This is a genomic window from Kitasatospora arboriphila (assembly GCF_039528095.1).
Taxonomy (GTDB): Bacteria; Actinomycetota; Actinomycetes; order Streptomycetales; family Streptomycetaceae; genus Kitasatospora; species Kitasatospora arboriphila.
The window spans coordinates 63,064-78,796 of record NZ_BAAALD010000019.1; the positions used below are offsets into that span (position 1 = coordinate 63,064).

Annotated in this window: 17 protein-coding genes; 3 read left to right on the plus strand and 14 right to left on the minus strand. The window is 76.2% G+C overall.

Annotated elements, in window-relative coordinates:
• Window positions 1-40 precede the first annotated feature (40 nt).
• The 10 genes from ABD353_RS12950 to ABD353_RS12995 form a co-directional block, all read right to left on the minus strand.
• Window positions 41-949: an ABC transporter substrate-binding protein gene (locus ABD353_RS12950; protein WP_344623690.1), complete on the minus strand. Its 909-nt coding sequence runs from the start codon at window positions 947-949 to the stop codon at window positions 41-43.
• Window positions 946-1,665 carry an ABC transporter permease gene (locus tag ABD353_RS12955; protein ID WP_344623691.1) on the minus strand — a complete coding sequence of 240 codons (720 nt, stop codon included), beginning with the start codon at window positions 1,663-1,665 and terminating at the stop codon, window positions 946-948. The genes ABD353_RS12950 and ABD353_RS12955 overlap by 4 nt, the downstream gene beginning before the upstream one ends.
• Entirely contained in the window at window positions 1,662-2,321 is a 660-nt protein-coding gene (locus tag ABD353_RS12960) for an ABC transporter permease (protein WP_344623692.1), read from the minus strand. Before ABD353_RS12960 ends, ABD353_RS12955 begins: the two co-directional genes overlap by 4 nt.
• Window positions 2,311-3,396 carry an ABC transporter ATP-binding protein gene (locus ABD353_RS12965; protein ID WP_344623693.1) on the minus strand — a complete coding sequence of 362 codons (1,086 nt, stop codon included), beginning with the start codon at window positions 3,394-3,396 and terminating at the stop codon, window positions 2,311-2,313. Before ABD353_RS12965 ends, ABD353_RS12960 begins: the two co-directional genes overlap by 11 nt.
• A 100-nt stretch (window positions 3,397-3,496) precedes the next feature.
• Window positions 3,497-3,895, minus strand: a complete 399-nt coding sequence (locus tag ABD353_RS12970) for a rhodanese-like domain-containing protein (RefSeq protein WP_344623694.1) — start codon at window positions 3,893-3,895, stop codon at window positions 3,497-3,499.
• Window positions 3,889-4,449, minus strand: a complete 561-nt coding sequence (locus ABD353_RS12975; protein WP_344623695.1) for a cysteine dioxygenase — start codon at window positions 4,447-4,449, stop codon at window positions 3,889-3,891. The genes ABD353_RS12970 and ABD353_RS12975 overlap by 7 nt, the downstream gene beginning before the upstream one ends.
• A 373-nt stretch (window positions 4,450-4,822) precedes the next feature.
• Window positions 4,823-5,029, minus strand: a complete 207-nt coding sequence (locus ABD353_RS12980) for a hypothetical protein (RefSeq protein WP_030265795.1) — start codon at window positions 5,027-5,029, stop codon at window positions 4,823-4,825.
• Complete coding sequence (locus ABD353_RS12985; protein WP_030265793.1) at window positions 5,026-5,415, minus strand: hypothetical protein; 390 nt, start codon at window positions 5,413-5,415, stop codon at window positions 5,026-5,028. Before ABD353_RS12985 ends, ABD353_RS12980 begins: the two co-directional genes overlap by 4 nt.
• A 112-nt stretch (window positions 5,416-5,527) precedes the next feature.
• Window positions 5,528-6,967 carry a sensor histidine kinase gene (locus ABD353_RS12990; RefSeq protein ID WP_344623696.1) on the minus strand — a complete coding sequence of 480 codons (1,440 nt, stop codon included), beginning with the start codon at window positions 6,965-6,967 and terminating at the stop codon, window positions 5,528-5,530.
• Window positions 6,964-7,674: a response regulator transcription factor gene (locus tag ABD353_RS12995; protein WP_344623697.1), complete on the minus strand. Its 711-nt coding sequence runs from the start codon at window positions 7,672-7,674 to the stop codon at window positions 6,964-6,966. The genes ABD353_RS12990 and ABD353_RS12995 overlap by 4 nt, the downstream gene beginning before the upstream one ends.
• 226 nt (window positions 7,675-7,900) lie before the next feature.
• Between ABD353_RS12995 and ABD353_RS13000 the strand changes: the two genes are divergently transcribed.
• Together ABD353_RS13000 and ABD353_RS13005 are read left to right on the plus strand one after the other, a co-directional pair.
• Window positions 7,901-8,167, plus strand: a complete 267-nt coding sequence (locus ABD353_RS13000) for a GlsB/YeaQ/YmgE family stress response membrane protein (RefSeq protein ID WP_030265783.1) — start codon at window positions 7,901-7,903, stop codon at window positions 8,165-8,167.
• 250 nt (window positions 8,168-8,417) lie between these two features.
• Window positions 8,418-9,902: a glycoside hydrolase family 6 protein gene (locus tag ABD353_RS13005; protein WP_344623698.1), complete on the plus strand. Its 1,485-nt coding sequence runs from the start codon at window positions 8,418-8,420 to the stop codon at window positions 9,900-9,902.
• Window positions 9,903-9,981: 79 nt separating this feature from the next.
• On the opposite strand, the gene ABD353_RS13010 is transcribed toward ABD353_RS13005, so the two are convergent.
• The 4 genes from ABD353_RS13010 to ABD353_RS13025 form a co-directional block, all read right to left on the minus strand.
• Entirely contained in the window at window positions 9,982-10,500 is a 519-nt protein-coding gene (locus ABD353_RS13010) for an SMI1/KNR4 family protein (RefSeq protein ID WP_344623699.1), read from the minus strand.
• A 362-nt stretch (window positions 10,501-10,862) separates the two neighbouring features.
• The gene (locus ABD353_RS13015; RefSeq protein WP_344623700.1) at window positions 10,863-11,771 is read right to left on the minus strand and encodes an ADP-ribosylglycohydrolase family protein; all 909 of its coding nucleotides are present in this window, start codon (window positions 11,769-11,771) and stop codon (window positions 10,863-10,865) included.
• A 120-nt stretch (window positions 11,772-11,891) separates the two neighbouring features.
• Complete coding sequence (locus ABD353_RS13020) at window positions 11,892-12,479, minus strand: TetR/AcrR family transcriptional regulator (RefSeq protein WP_344623701.1); 588 nt, start codon at window positions 12,477-12,479, stop codon at window positions 11,892-11,894.
• 40 nt (window positions 12,480-12,519) lie between these two features.
• The gene (locus tag ABD353_RS13025; protein WP_344623702.1) at window positions 12,520-13,536 is read right to left on the minus strand and encodes an aldo/keto reductase; all 1,017 of its coding nucleotides are present in this window, start codon (window positions 13,534-13,536) and stop codon (window positions 12,520-12,522) included.
• 835 nt (window positions 13,537-14,371) lie between these two features.
• On the opposite strand from ABD353_RS13025, the gene ABD353_RS13030 reads away from it, so the two are divergent.
• Complete coding sequence (locus ABD353_RS13030) at window positions 14,372-15,481, plus strand: M20 family metallopeptidase (protein WP_344623703.1); 1,110 nt, start codon at window positions 14,372-14,374, stop codon at window positions 15,479-15,481.
• The last annotated feature ends 252 nt before the right edge of the window (window positions 15,482-15,733 follow it).

Sequence of the window (15,733 nt, forward strand, 5' to 3'; positions counted from 1 at the left end):
TCCGCCCGGCGGCGGTCACCGGGTTTTCGGGTGCCGGCGGTCAGCCCAGGCCGTTGGTCTTCAGCCAGTCGGCGGCGACCGCCGACGGGTCCTCCTTGTCGACGGCGACCCGCTTCATCAGGGCGGTGAGGCCGGCGGTGTCGAGCTTGGCGGAGACGGCGTTCAGCGCGGCCGTGGCGGTGGCGTCCACCCCGGCCTTGTTCACCAGCGGGACGACGTTCTGCACGCTGAAGAGGTTCTTCGGGTCGGCGAGCGCGACCAGGCCGAGCTGGACGATCCGCGGGTCGGTGGTGAAGACGTTGCCGACCTGGACGGTGCCGTCCTTGAGGGCGTTCGCGGTGGTGTCGGCGGTCGGCTTCCACTCCTTGAAGGTCAGCCCGTAGACGTCCTTGAACTGCTGTTCGCGGCGGGACTTGAACTCCGGCGGCCCGCCGACCACCAGGTCGCCCGCCTTGCCGGCGAGGTCCGCGACCGAGGTGAGCTTCAGCCGGTCGGCGGTCTCCTTGCTGACCGTCAGGGAGTCCTTGTCCTCGGCGGCGGCCGGGTCGAGGATGCCGAGTTCGGCGGGCAGCTTGCGCCCCAGCTCCGCGTCGACGGCCTCGGTGCCGGCGGCGGTGGTCTTCGGGTCCAGGTAGGCGAGCAGGGCGCCGTTGTACTCGGGCAGCACGGTCAGGCTGCCGCTCTTGAGCTGCCCGTACAGCACCTCGCGGCTGCCGATGTTGAACTTCTCCTCGACCTTGACGCCCTTGGCCTTCAGCGCCCGGGAGTAGATCGAGGCGAGCAGCACGTTCTCCGGGAAGTTGGCGGAGCCGACGACGACGGTCCTGCCGTCGGCGGGCTTGGCGGATCCGCCGTCGGCGGCGAGCGGGTCGCCCGACGAGGAGGAGCAGGCCGCCGCGCCCAGCGCGAGTGCGGCGGCGGTGAGCGTGCGGACGAGTCGGGCGGTCATCGGGCTTCCTTCGTTCGAGGCGTACGGGTACGGCGGGTACGGCGGGTGGTGCGGGTGAGCCGGGCCTGCGGCGGCGAGGCGCGGCGGATCAGCGGGGCGAAGAGCAGCTGGGCGGCCACGGCCAGCAGGACGACCAGCAGGGCGCCGCCGACGGTGGCCGGGTAGTCCTTGGTGGCCAGGCCGTCGACGACGTAGCGGCCGAGTCCGCCGAGGCCGACGTAGGCAGCGACGGTCGCGGTCGCGATCGTCTGCACGGTGGCGGTGCGCAGCCCGGCGAGCAGCACCGGCGCGGCGGCGGGCAGGCAGACCTGCCCGAGCACCTGGCGGTGGGTCAGCCCGATGCCGAGCGCGGCGTCCCGGACGGCCGGGTCGGTGCCGCGGACGCCCTCGGCGGCGGCGACCAGCAGCGGCGGCGCGGCCAGCGCCACCAGCGGGACGAGCACGGCGGTGTCGCCGACGCCCGCCAGCAGCACGGCGAGGGTGACCAGGCCGAGCGTGGGCAGTGCCCGGGCGGCGCCGGTCAGCGCGGTCACCACGAAGGAGCCGCGGCCGGTGTAGCCGATCAGCAGCCCGAGCGGGACGGCGAGCACCGCGGCCCACAGCAGGGCCTCCCCGCAGAACACCAGGTGTTCGGCGATCCGGTGGCCGATCGCGTCGGGTCCGCTGCGCCGGGCGGGGGCGGTGAAGAAGGTGGTCAGCCAGCCGAGCCAGTTCACCGGGCACCTCCGGCGGCCCAGGGGGCGAGCAGCCGGCGGGCGAGCACCAGCAGCAGGTCGGTGGCGAGGGCGAGCAGCACGACCAGCGCGATCCCGGCGAGGATCGGGGTCGGGAAGGTCCGCTGGAAGCCGTCGACGAAGAGGTAGCCCAGGCCGCCGCGGCCGACCAGGGCGCCCACCGCGGCGAGCGAGATCGACGAGACCGCGGCCACCCGCACCCCGGCGACCAGGTACGGCACGGAGGCGGGGAGGTCGACGGCGGCGAGGCGGTGCCAGGGCCCGTAGCCGAGGGCGGTGGCCGCCTGCCGGACGTCCTCCGGCACGGCCCGCAGGCCGTCGACGGTGGCGGGCAGCAGTACGGCGAGCGCGTAGCAGGTGAGCGGCACCATCACGGTGGCCCGGGTGGCCAGGCCGGTGTACGGGATGAGCACCACGAAGACGGCGATCGCGGGCAGCGCGTACACCACGTTGAAGACCGCGGCGAGCGGCTGGTAGAGCCGGGGCAGCCGGGCGCAGAGGAGGCCGAGCGGGACGGCGGCGAGCAGGGCGATCAGCACCGGGACGAGCGAGATCACCGCGTGGTCCAGCGCGAGGTCGCGCAGGTAGCCGAGGTGGTCGCCGATCCAGTGCCAGCGGACGAGCGGTTCACCGTCCACCGGCGGGCTCCTCGACTGTGGGCCCGTCGACCGTGTGCTCCCCGGCAGCGGGCTCCGGGACGGCCGGGCCGAGCGCGGCGAGCACGGCGGCCCGGGTGGCCAGGCCGGTCGCCCGGCCGTACCCGTCCACGGCGACGGCGGCGCCGGCGGGGGAGAGCACCGCGGCGTCCAGGGCGGACCGCAGGCTGTCGGCGGCGGGGGCGAAGACGGGGGCGGGCCGGCGTTCGCCGTTGCCCTCCCAGGCGGTCGGGCGGCCGCCCGCGTCCACCGCCAGCCGCCAGCCGTGCAGGTCGGTGCCGACGGGCAGCAGTGCGACCGCGGTGGCCGGCCGCAGGCCGAGCCCGCGCAGGCCCCGGTCGCGGCCGAGGAAGGCGGCCACGCCGTCGTCCGCGGGCGCGGTGAGCAGGGTGTGCGGGTCGGCGCACTGGGCGATCCGGCCGTGCTCGCGCAGCACCACCACCTGGTCGCCGAGCCGCACGGCCTCCTCGATGTCGTGCGTCACGAACAGCACGGTCTTGTTCAACTCGGACTGCAGCCGCAGCAGTTCCTCCTGCAGGCCGGCCCGGACGACCGGGTCGACCGCGCTGAACGGCTCGTCCATCAGCAGCACCGGCGGATCGGCGGCCAGTGCGCGGGCCACGCCGACCCGCTGCTGCTGTCCGCCGGAGAGCTGGAAGGGGTAGCGGCGGGAGGTCTCCGGCGGCAGGCCGACCAGCTCCAGCAGTTCGGCGGCGCGGGCCCGGGCCGTCCGGCGGTCCCGGCCGAGCAGCCGGGGCACGGTCGCGATGTTGTCCAGCACCCGGCGGTGCGGGAACAGCCCGGCCTGCTGGATGACGTAGCCGATGCCCCGGCGCAGCCGGGCGGCGGGCAGCGAGGCGACGTCCTCGCCGTTCAGCAGCACCCGGCCGGAGGTCGGTTCGACCATGCGGTTGACCATCCGCAGCAGGGTGGTCTTGCCGCAGCCGGACGGGCCGACGAGCACGGTTATTCGGCCGGCCGGGACGTCGAGGTCCAGGCCCTCGACGGCGACGGTGCCGTCCGGGTGGCGCTTGGTGGCGCCCTCGAAAGTGATCACGTGTGGTTCCAGGGTGCTCTGCTGTTCTGACGCGGCATGAGGTGTGCACGCATGAGGCGGATGTGACAAACAAACACCTGATCGAATCCCCGGGGGTCCGTCAGGCCAAACCCCCGTCGGCCGAAAGGGTGGGCAGACCGGCCGCCGCCCAGGCGACGTAGCCGCCGTCCAGGTCGGTCGCCCGGTGCAGCCCGAGCTCCCGCAGGCTCGCCGCGGCCAGGCTGGAGGCGTAGCCCTCGGAGCAGACCACGATCCAGTGCACCGCGTGGTCCACCGCCTCCGGGATCCGGTGACTGCCCGCCGGGTCGAGCCGCCACTCCAGCACGTTCCGTTCGATCACCAGCGCGCCCGGGATGCCGCCCTCGCGGGCCCGCTGCGCCGCCGGCCGGATGTCCACCAGCAGCGCCCCCTCGGCCGCCGCCGCGAACGCCTCCGCCGGGCCGGGCCGGTGCACCCCGGCCCGGGCCCGCGCCACCAGCTCCTCCACCGTCGTCACCACTGCTCCGGTCCCTCCTCCGCGGTGCGGACCAGGCCGCCGGCCCGCAGGTCGTAACGCGTCATCCCGCTCAGCGGCGGCGAGTACGCGTGGATCGTCACGGCCGGCCCGGCCGAGGTGTTGCGCACGTCGTGCAGGTACGCGGCGCCGAACGCCCGCACCGCCCCCGGCGCGACCCGCCGCACCAGCAGCCCGTCCTCCGGCCCCCCCAGCGACAGTTCCTCCAGTTCGCCCAGCGCCACCGCGAACGCGCCGCGCGAACCGCCGTGGTCGTGGAACCCGGTGGACTGCCCCGGCAGCCAGCTGATCAGCCACACCTCGTGGTCCTCGGCGCTCACCATCCGCTCGTACCAGCGGTCCCCGGTGGCCAGGCGCACCCGGTGGATCCAGCGGTCGGGCTGCTCGGCGAGGTCGCGGACGATCGCCCGCAGGGCGTTCGGCGACAGCGGACGGGCGGTGCCGCCGGACTCGGGGGCGGTGCTTTCCGGGCCGGTGGTGTCCGGGCCGGTGGCGGCGGTGTCGGGGGCGGAAACGGGTACGGCGAAGTCCAGGCTCATGACGTGTCCTCGGATGACCGGAAGGGCGGCGGGCGCACCCGGGCACAGCGGTGCGCCGACCGGGGGAGGGGGAGCTTCAGGAGCGGACGGTCCCGGACGGCACCCGACGGATCAGGTACCGGCCCCGGAGAACGGCACGGGGCGAGGAGGAACCGTCAGCGGGCACACATGTCGCTCGCCTGGCGTCGCAGATCGACGTGCAGGCGGCATACCAGAGCGGTGCCGGGCTTCATGCGCCGATCGTTCACGACGGGAGAGGGCCGCGTCAAGCCGCGTCCACCCGGCGGAAGGCACACCCGGCCGCCCGGCGCACCCCAACGGCGGAGCGGCCCGCCCCGGATCGTCCGGGACGGGCCGCTCGGCGGGCGGTGCGTCAGTTGTTCTGCGTGGCGTCGCTGTCCGCCTGCGCGGCGGCGCTCTCCGCCGCGTCCAGCTTCTGCTGCATCTGCTGGGTCTGGCCGTCGTCCTGCTGCGACTGCGCGGCCTTGTCGCCGCCGCCCTGGTGCGGACCGCAGCCCGTCAGCAGCAGCGCGGCGGCCGCGGCGAGGGCCGCCACCGCGGCACCGGCCCGGCGGCTCACTTGGAGCCCGCCGAGGACGAGCCCTGCTTGCCGCACCAGTCGGCGACGGCCTTCAGGTCCTTCTGGCGGAGCTCCAGCGTCGGCACCAGGGTCTTGCGGAAGTCCAGCCGGTCGTTCAGGTAGGTGTACACCTCGGTGTGCCCGGCGGACTTCGCCTCGGCCACCCGCTTCTCCAGGCGGGCCACCGAACCGACCACCGTGGCATCGCCGTTCAGCCGCTTCAGGGCCTTGTCGAGGCGGGCCTGGGTGGCCGGCACGCGCTTGCAGATCGCCTTGGCGCCGTCGCCCTTCGGGGTCTCGGCGGCCTGGGCCGGGGCCGCACCGGCGAGCACGGAGCCGGCCAGGGCGAGTGCGCCGATCGCGGCGGCCTTGCGGTTCATGGGCATGTCGGTCTCTCCTCCGGATACCTGGTTGATCGGACGCCGGGGAGCGTAGGACGGCTTCTTGTGGAAACCCTGTGACCGCCCGGAGCCCGGCCCCGGTGCGGGTCCGCGGCGTTCAGCGGGTGATCCAGTCCCGGCGGGCCGGCAGCACCAGGGTCGGCTCCTCCGGACGCAGCAGCGGCAGCCGCACCTCGAAGCGGCAGCCCGTGCCGTCCGGCCCCTCCGCGACCGCCACCGTGCCGCGGTGCAGCGCCGCCTGCTGCGCCACCAGGGTGAGGCCCAGGCCCGAACCGGGGCTGTCCTGCCGCCGGTGGAAGCGGGCGAAGACCGCCGTCCGCTCCTGCGGCGGCACGCCGGGCCCGCGGTCGTCGACCGTCAGCACCGCCGAACCGCTGCGCCCGGCCCGCAGCCGGACGGGGATCCGGGCCGGGCCGCCGTCCGTCCGTCCGTGCACCGCGGCGTTCCCGATCAGGTTGGCCAGCAGGATGCGCAGCCCCGCCTCCCAGCCGAACACCCGCACCCCGGGCGCCGCTTCGACCTCCAGCCGGGCCTGCGGGTGCCGCCGGCCGGCCTCCGCCGCGGCCGCCTCCACCAGCTCGCCCAGGTCGAGCGGGGCGAACGCCGACAGCTCCACCAGGTCGCCGCCGGCCAGTGTCCGCAGCGCGTTCAGCAGGTCCTCCAACCGGCCGTGGTCCTCGGCGAGTTCGCCGACGATCTCGGCCCGGTCGGCGGGCGGCAGGTCCGGATGGGCGGCCAGCACGTCCAGGTTGGTCCGCATCGCCGTCAGCGGGGTGCGCAGCTCGTGCGCCGCCGCGGAGGAGAACGACCGGGCCGTCTCCAGCGCCTGCGCCGTCCGGCCCGCCTGCTCGTCGTAGCGGGCGAGCAGCAGCGAGAACGCGGCGGCGAGTTCGTCGACCTCGGTGACGCCGCTGCGCCGGTGGTCGAGGGAGCCCGCGCCGGTGCGCGGGTCGAGCGCGGCGGCCCGGCCGCTCAGCGTCCGCAGCGAGGCGGTCGCCCGCCCCGCCAGGCCGAAGGCCAGCAGACCGGCGGCCGGGGCGGCCAGCACCGCGACCAGCAGCACCCGCCGGCGGACGGCCTTCACCTGCGGGTCGACCGCCGTGGACGGCTGCACCAGCCAGAGCGTGCCCGGGGCCGTGCCGTCCACCGGCACCGCCAGCACCCGCCAGGCCCGCCCGCCGTCCCGCACCGTCGCCGGCCCGGATCCGGCTGCCGGCAGCACCACGGACTCGACCGGCTGCGGGCCCACCGCCAGCCGGACGGCGCCGTCCGCGGCCGCCAGCCTGACCCCGGAGTCCAGTGCGCCGTCCAGCACCTTGCGCTGCTGGTTCTGCTCCGCCTTCGGCCGGTTGCCGGCGCTCGCGGCGAGCAGCGTCCGGGCGTTGGGCAGCACCGCGGCCGCCCGGGCCCGCAGCACCTCGTCCTGCTGGCGCAGCAGGTCCCGGTGGACGAGTCCGAGCAGCAGCAGCCCCGCGGCCAGCACCAGCAGCGGCACCAGCACCGTCACCGACAGGGCGATCCGGGTGGAGAGCTTCACCGGGCACCCCCGTCGGCGGGCACCCGCAGCACGAAGCCCACACCGCGGACGGTGTGGATGAGCCGCGGCCGGCCGCCGTCCTCCAGCTTGCGGCGCAGGTAGCTGATGAAGGTGTCCACGGCGTCGCTGCGCACGTCGAAGTCGTAGCCCCAGACCCGGTCGAGCAGCTGGTCCCGGGTGAGCACCAGTCCGGCGTTCCGGACGAGCTGCGCGAGCAGCTCGAACTCGCGCCGGGTGAGGTGCAGTTCGGCGCCGTCCCAGTGCGCCTGGCGGGTGGCCGGGTCGACGGTGAGCGGGCCGGCGCGCAGCAGGTCGGACGGGGGCGCCGGGCGGCGGCGGAGCAGGGCGTGCAGCCGCAGCACCAGCTCCTCCAGGGCGAACGGCTTCACCAGGTAGTCGTCGGCGCCGGCGTGCAGGCCGGCGACCCGGTCGGCGAGCTCGTCCAGGGCGGAGAGCATCAGCACGGGGGTGTCGTCGCCGCGGGCCCGCAGCGCCCGGCAGACCTCGGTGCCGCTGAGGCCGGGCATCGACACGTCCAGCACCAGCACGTCGGGGGAGTCGGCGGCGGCCCGGGCGAGCGCCGCCGCGCCGTCCGCGGCCACGCCCACGGTGAAGCCGCTGAGGCGCAGCCCGCGCTCCAGCGAGCGGCGGATCGCGGCGTCGTCGTCCACCACCAGCACCCGGCCGGCCTGTGTCCCCGCGGTCATCGGCGCCTCCTCGTGTCGGGCCCGTCCGGCCCGGGCCGCCGACTCTCCCACACGCGGGCGGCGGCGGTCACGGTGGGGAGCCGGGGCGGGCCGGGGGCAGCACCGGCACGGGGGCGGACGGCCCGGGCGGGTGTTCGGGCGGTGTTCGGGAACCGGGCGGGACGTGCCGGACGTCCTTCGGGGCACCGCGGTTCGGCGTTGGACCCCGGAGGGCAAGGAGACAGGTATGGGTTTCATCAGCTGGATCGTCCTCGGCCTGATCGCCGGGGCCATCGCCAAGTTCCTGCTGCCCGGGCGCGACCCGGGCGGCCTCATCGTGACCACACTCATCGGCATCGCCGGCTCGTTCGTCGGCGGCTGGATCTCCTCGACCGTGCTGCACCGGCCGGTGGCCAAGGAGTTCTTCGACCTGGCGACCTGGGTCTCCGCCATCGGCGGCGCCCTGGTGCTGCTGATCGCCTACCGCCTGCTGTTCGGCAACTCCCGGGACTGACCGCGCGCCCCGGCGGGCCCCGCTGCGGGCCCGCCGACGGCGGATTTCTTTACTCCGCTACGGGAGCGCTCCCACCAGGGCGGATCCGGCGCCGGTCTCCCGATCGTCGAACATCGTCGAAAACTCCTTCTGCACAAGGGATTACGCCTGAGGGCAGGCGCGGCTAGCATCTGCCCCGGCCGTGCGGGAGCGCTCCCACATCCGGCGGCCGTCCCATCCTCTCCCACCCGAGAGCACGCGGAGGACCACTGTGAGCACCCCCGACGGCGTCCGACGGGCCGCCCCGGCACCCGGCCGCCCCACCCCGGACCGCCCCCGGCACGCCGCCCGCCGAGGCCGCGCCGCAGCCCTGGCGCTCGCCGCCGGCGCGGTGGCCGTCTCGGTGCTGGCCGGCACCCAGACCGGCGCCGGCGCCGCCGTCCAGGGCAGCCTGCCCGCGGACACCCAGTTCTGGAAGGACCCGGCCTCCCAGGTCGTCAAGTGGGTCGCGGCCAACCCCAACGACTCCCGCACGCCGGTGATCTCCAAGCGGATCGCGAGCCAGCCGCAGGGCGTCTGGTTCGCCAACTACAAGCCGGACACGGTGACCTCGGACGTCCGCGCGATCACCGGCGCGGCCTCCGCGGCCGGCCAGGTGCCGGTGCTGGTGGTCTACGAGATCCCCAACCGGGACTGCGGCGGCGCCTCCGCCGGCGGCGCCCCCGACCTCGCCGCCTACGACGCCTGGGTCACCAGGTTCGCGGCGGGCCTCGGCAGCGGACGCTCGGTCGTCGTCCTGGAGCCCGACTCCATCGCGCTCACCACCTGTCTCTCCGCCCAGCAGCAGACCGACCGCTTCGCCTCGCTCTCCCGGGCCGGCGCGGCCATCCACGCGGCCGCCCCCAACGCCAAGGTCTACCTGGACGGCGGCCACTCCACCTGGAACAGCGCCTCCGAGCAGGCCAGCCGGCTGCGCAGCGCGGGCATCCTGGCCAACGCGGACGGCTTCTTCACCAACGTCTCCAACTTCAACACCACCTCGGGCGAGGTCGGTTACGCCAAGTCCGTGCTCTCCGCCCTCGGCAACCCGGCCAACCTGCACGCCGTGATCGACACCAGCCGCAACGGCAACGGCCCGGCGGGCGGCGTCTGGTGCGACCCGTCCGGCCGGAAGATCGGCAACTACCCGACCGCGGCCACCGGCGACGCCGCGATCGACGCCTTCCTGTGGGTGAAGCCCCCGGGCGAGGCCGACGGCTGCGCGGCCGCCGCGGGCACCTTCGTCCCGGACATCGCGTACCAGCTGGCCCAGAACGCCACCGACCCGAGCACCCCGCCGACCAGCCAGCCGCCCACGTCCCAGCCGCCGACCTCGCAGCCTCCGACGTCCCTGCCCCCGACCAGCCAGCCGCCCACCTCGCAGCCGCCGACCGGCAGTGCGGCCTGCTCGGTCGCCTACAAGGCCAACTCCTGGACGGGCGGGTTCACCGCCGACGTGACGGTCAGGAACACCGGTACCGCCGCGATCACCGGCTGGACGCTGAAGTGGACCTTCGGCGGCGACCAGAAGGTCACCAGCGCCTGGAACGCCAAGGTGACGCAGTCCGGCACCGCGGTCACCGCCACCGACCTCGGCTACAACGGGGCACTCGCCGCCGGCGCCTCCACCGGCTTCGGCTTCCAGGCCACCTACGGCTCCGCCAACCCGACCCCGACCGCCTTCACCCTGAACGGCTCCGCCTGCACCATCGCCTGACACCGCGGCACGCCGCACGGCACGGCCGCCGAGCGCTTCCCCACCGCGGTCGGCGGCTTCCGCGCGTCCGGCCGCGCGCTCAGCGGCAGAGCTCGAAGACCATGTCCTCGAAGTCCGGGTGCCGCCGGGCGGCCTCCGCGACCACCTCGGCGGCCGGACGGCGGGCGCCCAGCGCCAGGCGCTCCGCGACGGCGGCCAACTCCGCGTTCGGACGGGCCTCCCGCCCCGGGTGCTCGACCGCCTCGCGCGGGCCGGACCCGTCCGCGAGCAGCCACAGGTACGAGGCCAGGTCGCAGGCGACCACCCCGGTCTCGCCCTCCGACCCGAGGAACACCACCGGCTGCTCGGCCAGCGGCCGCCCGGGGTGCGCCAGCCAGATCGCGCCGTAGCCCCCGGTGCCGTCCTGCCCGAACACCCGGAAGGCGTCCCCGTCCAGCTCCGGGTTGCCCGTCCAGGCGCGCAGCCAGTCCGTGGTGTCCTCGGCGCTCAGGAAGGCGTCGTAGGGCTCGAAGTCCACCCCCTCGCCCTCGTCGAAGTCGAAGCCGATGCCGGCCACCTCGGCGAGGGCGGCGGGAAGGATGCGGTCGTCGTCCGTCATGCCTGCAGGCTAGGCCCTCTCTTTCGGATCTTGCCGGGCGCCCACCGCCGGGCGCTGATCCGACAAGATCCGAAGGAGAGGGCCCGGGCCGCCACCTGCGCGGGGCACGGCCGGGGGCTGACGCCGGCCTGAACGGCTGGTGGCGAAGACTCGGCAAACTCGCGGGCCGATCGGCTCGTACCGCCCTCCCTCCTGTCAACGGCCCGGCGAGGGACGGGCGGTCCGGCGGCGACCCTGGTCGGCGTGGCCGACCCCTCGGCCTTCGCGGCTGCCGCGCCGGCCGGGCGCCCCCAGCAGCCCGGCCGGCGCCTGCCGTCCGTTCGCCGTGCCCGGCCCGGGCCCCGCCGCCGACGGTCCCGCCGTCAGGGCTGCGGGGACGCCCAGGCGGGGAGGGGCTCGCGGGCGTCCAGCCAGGCGGCGGGGACGTCGGTGAGGCCGGTGCGGGCGGCGGTGACGCCGCCGGCGATGGCGCAGGTGGTGTCCATGTCGCCCCAGCCGCCGAGGGTCTCCCAGAGGGTGTCGGGGAGGGAGCCGAGGGCGCCGGCGGCCGACCAGAGGGCGAACGGGACGGTGTCCTGGGCGGAGAGCCGGGCGCCGGAGCCGAGCACGACGGCCGCGTGCCGCACGGTGGTGCCCGCCGGGAAGCGGGCGGCCGTGCGCAGGCCGGACCGGACGTCGTTCTCCGGCAGGTGACCGGCGACCTCCAGCAGGAACTCCGACCGGCCCGGGGCGGCGGAGCCGCGGCTGCGGGCGGCGAGGGCCGCGGCGACCGCCACCGCGACCGCCCCGGCGGTGGCCTCCGGGTGGTGGTGGGTGGTCCGGGCGGAGAGCCCGGCCTGCTCGGCGACGACGGCGAGGTCGTCGGCGAACCAGGCGCCGAGCGGGGCGACCCGCATCGCGGCGCCGTTCCCGTGCGAGCCCTGGCCGCCGAACACCCCGGCGGTGACGGACCGCCAGTCCGCACCCCCGTGCACGGCCCGCATCACCTGGTGCATCGACGGCCCGTACTTGCGGTGCGGAGCGGCGGTGTAGGCGGCGGCGAACTCGCGGGCGAGGTCGTCCTGCCGCACCTCGCCGCAGCGGTCGAGGTGCTGGACGACGACCAGCGCCATCGCGGTGTCGTCGGTCCACTTCCACGGCCCGGGCCGCGCGATCCGGGCGGCCTGCTCGGCGGCGGCCTCGTCGACGCGCGGCGAGAACCAGCGGTCGCCGAAGGAGTCTCCGAGGGCGAGGCCCTGCAGGCTGTCCAGGGCCGCGGTCGGCGCGCGCATGTTGTCCTCCGGGTGAGAATGACCGATGGCGGCATTCTCTCCGCGGCGGGACGGCCCGGGCCAGCGGATTTCCGGGCAGGCGGACTGCCGGTGCGGCGGGTGCGGGCGTGCGGCGCCGCGTCAGCGGCCGCGCAGGCCCTCCAGCAGGAGCGACCAGAGGGCCTCGAAGTCGTCCCGGGCGGCCGGGCGGGACCACTCGGCGGCGTGCGCCGGGTCGTGGAAGTGCGCGGTGGCGAGGAAGACCGAGCGGGCCACCGGTCCGGCCGGGGCGTCGCGGAACTCGCCGCGCCGGACGCCGTCCTCGACGATCTGCCGGATCTGCGCGACCAGCGTGTCGACGTGCTCCTCCACCGTCCCGCTGACCTCGCCGACCAGCACCATGTAGGTGGCGAACAGCTCCGGGTCCTCCAGCGCCTTCTGCCGCTTGGCGGCGAACAGCGTGGCCAGCCAGCGGTGCAGCCGCTCGGCGGCCGGGCCCGGCTCGGCGGCGATCGCCGCGAGTTCGTCGTGGGCCCGGTCCAGCCAGCGCTGGGTGACGGCCTCGCGCAGCGCCGCCTTGCTGGGGAAGTGCCGGTAGACGCTGCCGTGGCTGACGCCGAGGGCGCGGGCGATGTCGACCACGGTGGCCTTCGCCGGACCGAACCGCCGCAGGACGTCCTCCGCCGTGCTCAGGATCTGCTCGGCGGTGAGTGCGTTGTCCGTGGCCACGGGGAGGTCGTCCTTCGGTGTCGGTACGGCGGGCGGCCGCTCAGCGCTCGCTGTCCAGCATCGCCATCTGTGCCGCAGCGTACCGGTCGCCCGCGGCCGACCCCTCCGGCACGGCGGCCTCGACCGCGGCGAGGTCGGCGGCGGTGAGGTGGACGTCCAGCGAGCCGAGGGCCTCGGCGAGCCGGTCGCGGCGGCGGGCGCCGACCAGCGGCACGACGTCCGCGCCGCGGGAGGCGACCCAGGCGATCGCGGCCTGGGCGACGGTGGCGCCCTTCGCCTCGGCCACCGAGCGCAGCGCCTCGACCAGGGCCAGGTTGCGGGTCAGGTTCTCGCCCTGGAAGCGCGGGCTGTGGCCGCGGAAGTCGCTCGCGCCGATCTCCCGGTCGGCGTTCCAGTGGCCGCTGAGCAGGCCGCGGGAGAGCACCCCGTAGGCGGTGATGCCGATGCCGAGCTCGCGCGCCACGGGCAGTACCTCGGCCTCCAGGGATCGGGAGAGCAGCGAGTACTCGATCTGCAGGTCGCTGATCGGGTGCACGGCCGCGGCGCGGCGCAGCGTCTCGGCGCCGACCTCGGAGAGGCCGATGTGCCGGACGTACCCGGCCTTCACCAGTTCGGCGATCGCGCCGACGGTCTCCTCGATCGGCACGTCCGGGTCGAGCCGGGCCGGGCGGTAGACGTCGACGTGGTCGGTGCGCAGCCGGCGCAGGGTGTAGGCCAGGGCGGACTTGGTGGCGGCCGGGCTCGCGTCGTAGCCGAGCCAGCCGTTGTCCGGGCCGCGCTGGGCACCGAACTTGACGCTGATCTGCACCGTCTCGCGGTCGCGGCCGCGGAGCGCCTCGTGCAGCAGCAGCTCGTTGTGGCCCATGCCGTAGAAGTCGCCGGTGTCCATCAGGGTGACGCCGGCGTCGAGGGCGGCGTGGATCGTGGCGATCGACTCGGCCTCGTCGGCGGGGCCGTACAGGTCGGACATGCCCATCAGGCCGAGGCCGAGGGCGGAGGTCTCCGGGCCGGTGGTGCCGAGGGTGGTGCGGGCAGGCGCCGTGGGCGTGGTGGGCATCGGGGCTCCCGGGGTCGAGGGCGGGGTGCGGTGACGATTCGACTATGGCATGTCGGATGACAGATTTCAATATCTGTCATCCGATGGCGGCCGTGGGTGCGGGGGGAGGGTGACCGATATCAAAGGCTGATCGGCCGTCACCCGTCGGACGTGGATCGGCCGCCCGGGGGCGGTTCGGACTGCCGAAGCGACACCGCAGGTCCATCGTGGGAATCGGGACGCGCGCACCCGTCGCGGGACGGGCCGCGCAGCACCGGGCCACCTCGCACGGAGGTGATCGGGTCTTCTAGGCTCACTTCCCGAGCCTCCCCGGTTACCGGTGCCCGGCCGCACCGCGCACCGGGGGCGCCGTCCACGGACCCCGGACGCCGGGGCCGCCGGAGCGAGCGAGGAGGACGACGTGTCACCCAGTCCGAGGTTGCACCATCGACCGCTGCCCGACCGGACACCGGTCCCGGCCGCCGCCCGACCCCCACGACCGCCACAACCCCGGTCGGCCGCCCCGACCGCCCCGGGTTGTGGAGGTGCGAGGTGAGCCCGCATACCGTCCTCCCGGCCGAGCCGGGAACGGCGCCGGCCGGAGCGGCGGCCGGACGGCCCGCGGCCGGCCGCGCCGCCGGCGGCGGACCCGCGCATACCCCGGGGGGGGCCGGGCGGGGCCCCGGAACGACCGCCGCCGGACCCCCCCGCCGACGGCGAACCCGCGAATACCGCGGCGGCGCCCGCCCCGACCCGGACCGCCGACCCGGCGGCCCCCGCAGCCGCACCCGGCCTGCCCGCCCTGCCGGGACTCCCGCAGGCGCTCACCACCCGGGCCCGCACCCTCGCCGGCGCCGTGCGCCGCCGCTGCGCCGCCCTCGCCGCCCTGGAGTCGCCCAGCGGCGACGCCCCCCGACTCGACGCCCTCGCCGAAGAACTGTCGGCCGGCTTCCGCGCCACCGGCGCGCGCGCCCGCCGCGAGAAGGGACCGGCCGGCGACCACCTGGTCCTGGAGTGGCCCGGCCGCGAGGAGTCCCTGCCCCACCTGCTGGTGGTCGGCCACCACGACACGGTCTGGCCGGCCGGCACCCTCGCCGACTGGCCGGTCGAGGAGGAGGGCGGCCGGCTCAGCGGCCCCGGCGTGCTCGACATGAAGGCCGGACTCGCCCTGCTGGAGGGCGCCTTCGCCCTGCTCGCCGACCTCGGACAGCGCCCGCACCGGACGGTCCGCCTGGTGGTGGTCTCCGACGAGGAGGTCGGCAGCCCGGACGGGCGGCGCCTGGTCGAACGCCAACTCCCGGGCGCCGCGGCCGTCCTGGGCCTGGAGCCGTCGCATCCCGACGGCCGGCTCAAGACCGCCAGGCGCGGCTCCACCCGCGTCCTGCTCAGCGTCACCGGGCGGGAGGCGCACGCCGGCAACAACGCCACCGAAGGCGTCTCCGCCGTCGACGAACTGGTCGACCAGCTGGTCGCCGTCCGCGGGCTCGGCCGGATGCCCGGCACCGAGCTCAACACCGGCCGGATCACCGGCGGCACCCGCGCCAACGTGATCGCCGGCCGGGCGGAGGCCGAACTCGGCCTGCGCTTCGCCACCGCCGAGGCGCAGCGCCGCGCCCTCGACACCCTCTCCCACCTCACCGCGCTGCGGCCCGGCGCCAACGTCCGCACCGAGGTGCTGTCCAGCCGGCCGGCCTGGCCCGAGCGCCCCGTCAACCCGCTGCTGCGGCACGTCCGTTCACTGGCCGCGGCGCTCGGCGAGCAGCTGGACGGCGCCCCGGCCGGCGGTGCCGGCGACACCAACCTCGCCGGCGCCCGCGGCCTGCCCACCCTGGACGGCCTCGGCGCCGTCGGCCGCGGTCCGCACGCCCGGCACGAACACGTGCTGGTCGACCAGTTCGCCCCGCGGATCGCCCTGCTGGCGGCGCTCCTCGCCGTACCGCTGCCCCGCCTGCGCGACCGCGCCTGATCCCCCCGGCCCCGGTCCGGGCGGCGACCCCGCCCGGACCCCCCCCCCGCCCCCCCCCCCCCCCGCCCCCGCCCCCCCCCCCCCCCCCCCCCCCCGCCCCGCCCCCGCCCCCCCCCCCCCCGCCCGCCCGGGTCCGCCGGGTCCTCCGTGTACGGACCCGCCAGGCCCCCTGCGACCCGCGCCCGTCCGGCCGCTCGTGCCCGGCGCCGCGGCGCCCCGTTCCCCCGCCCTCCGCGACCGCCGTGGACCGTG

Excerpts from the sequence above, each read along its gene's own strand:
- ABD353_RS12950 (WP_344623690.1), bottom strand. The coding sequence starts at position 949 with ATGACCGCCCGACTCGTCCGCACGCTCACCGCCGCCGCACTCGCGCTG.
- ABD353_RS12975 (WP_344623695.1), bottom strand. The coding sequence starts at position 4,449 with ATGAGCCTGGACTTCGCCGTACCCGTTTCCGCCCCCGACACCGCCGCC.
- ABD353_RS12985 (WP_030265793.1), bottom strand. The coding sequence starts at position 5,415 with ATGCCCATGAACCGCAAGGCCGCCGCGATCGGCGCACTCGCCCTGGCC.
- ABD353_RS12995 (WP_344623697.1), bottom strand. The coding sequence starts at position 7,674 with ATGACCGCGGGGACACAGGCCGGCCGGGTGCTGGTGGTGGACGACGAC.
- ABD353_RS13000 (WP_030265783.1), top strand. The coding sequence starts at position 7,901 with ATGGGTTTCATCAGCTGGATCGTCCTCGGCCTGATCGCCGGGGCCATC.
- ABD353_RS13010 (WP_344623699.1), bottom strand. The coding sequence starts at position 10,500 with ATGACGGACGACGACCGCATCCTTCCCGCCGCCCTCGCCGAGGTGGCC.
- ABD353_RS13015 (WP_344623700.1), bottom strand. The coding sequence starts at position 11,771 with ATGCGCGCGCCGACCGCGGCCCTGGACAGCCTGCAGGGCCTCGCCCTC.
- ABD353_RS13025 (WP_344623702.1), bottom strand. The coding sequence starts at position 13,536 with ATGCCCACCACGCCCACGGCGCCTGCCCGCACCACCCTCGGCACCACC.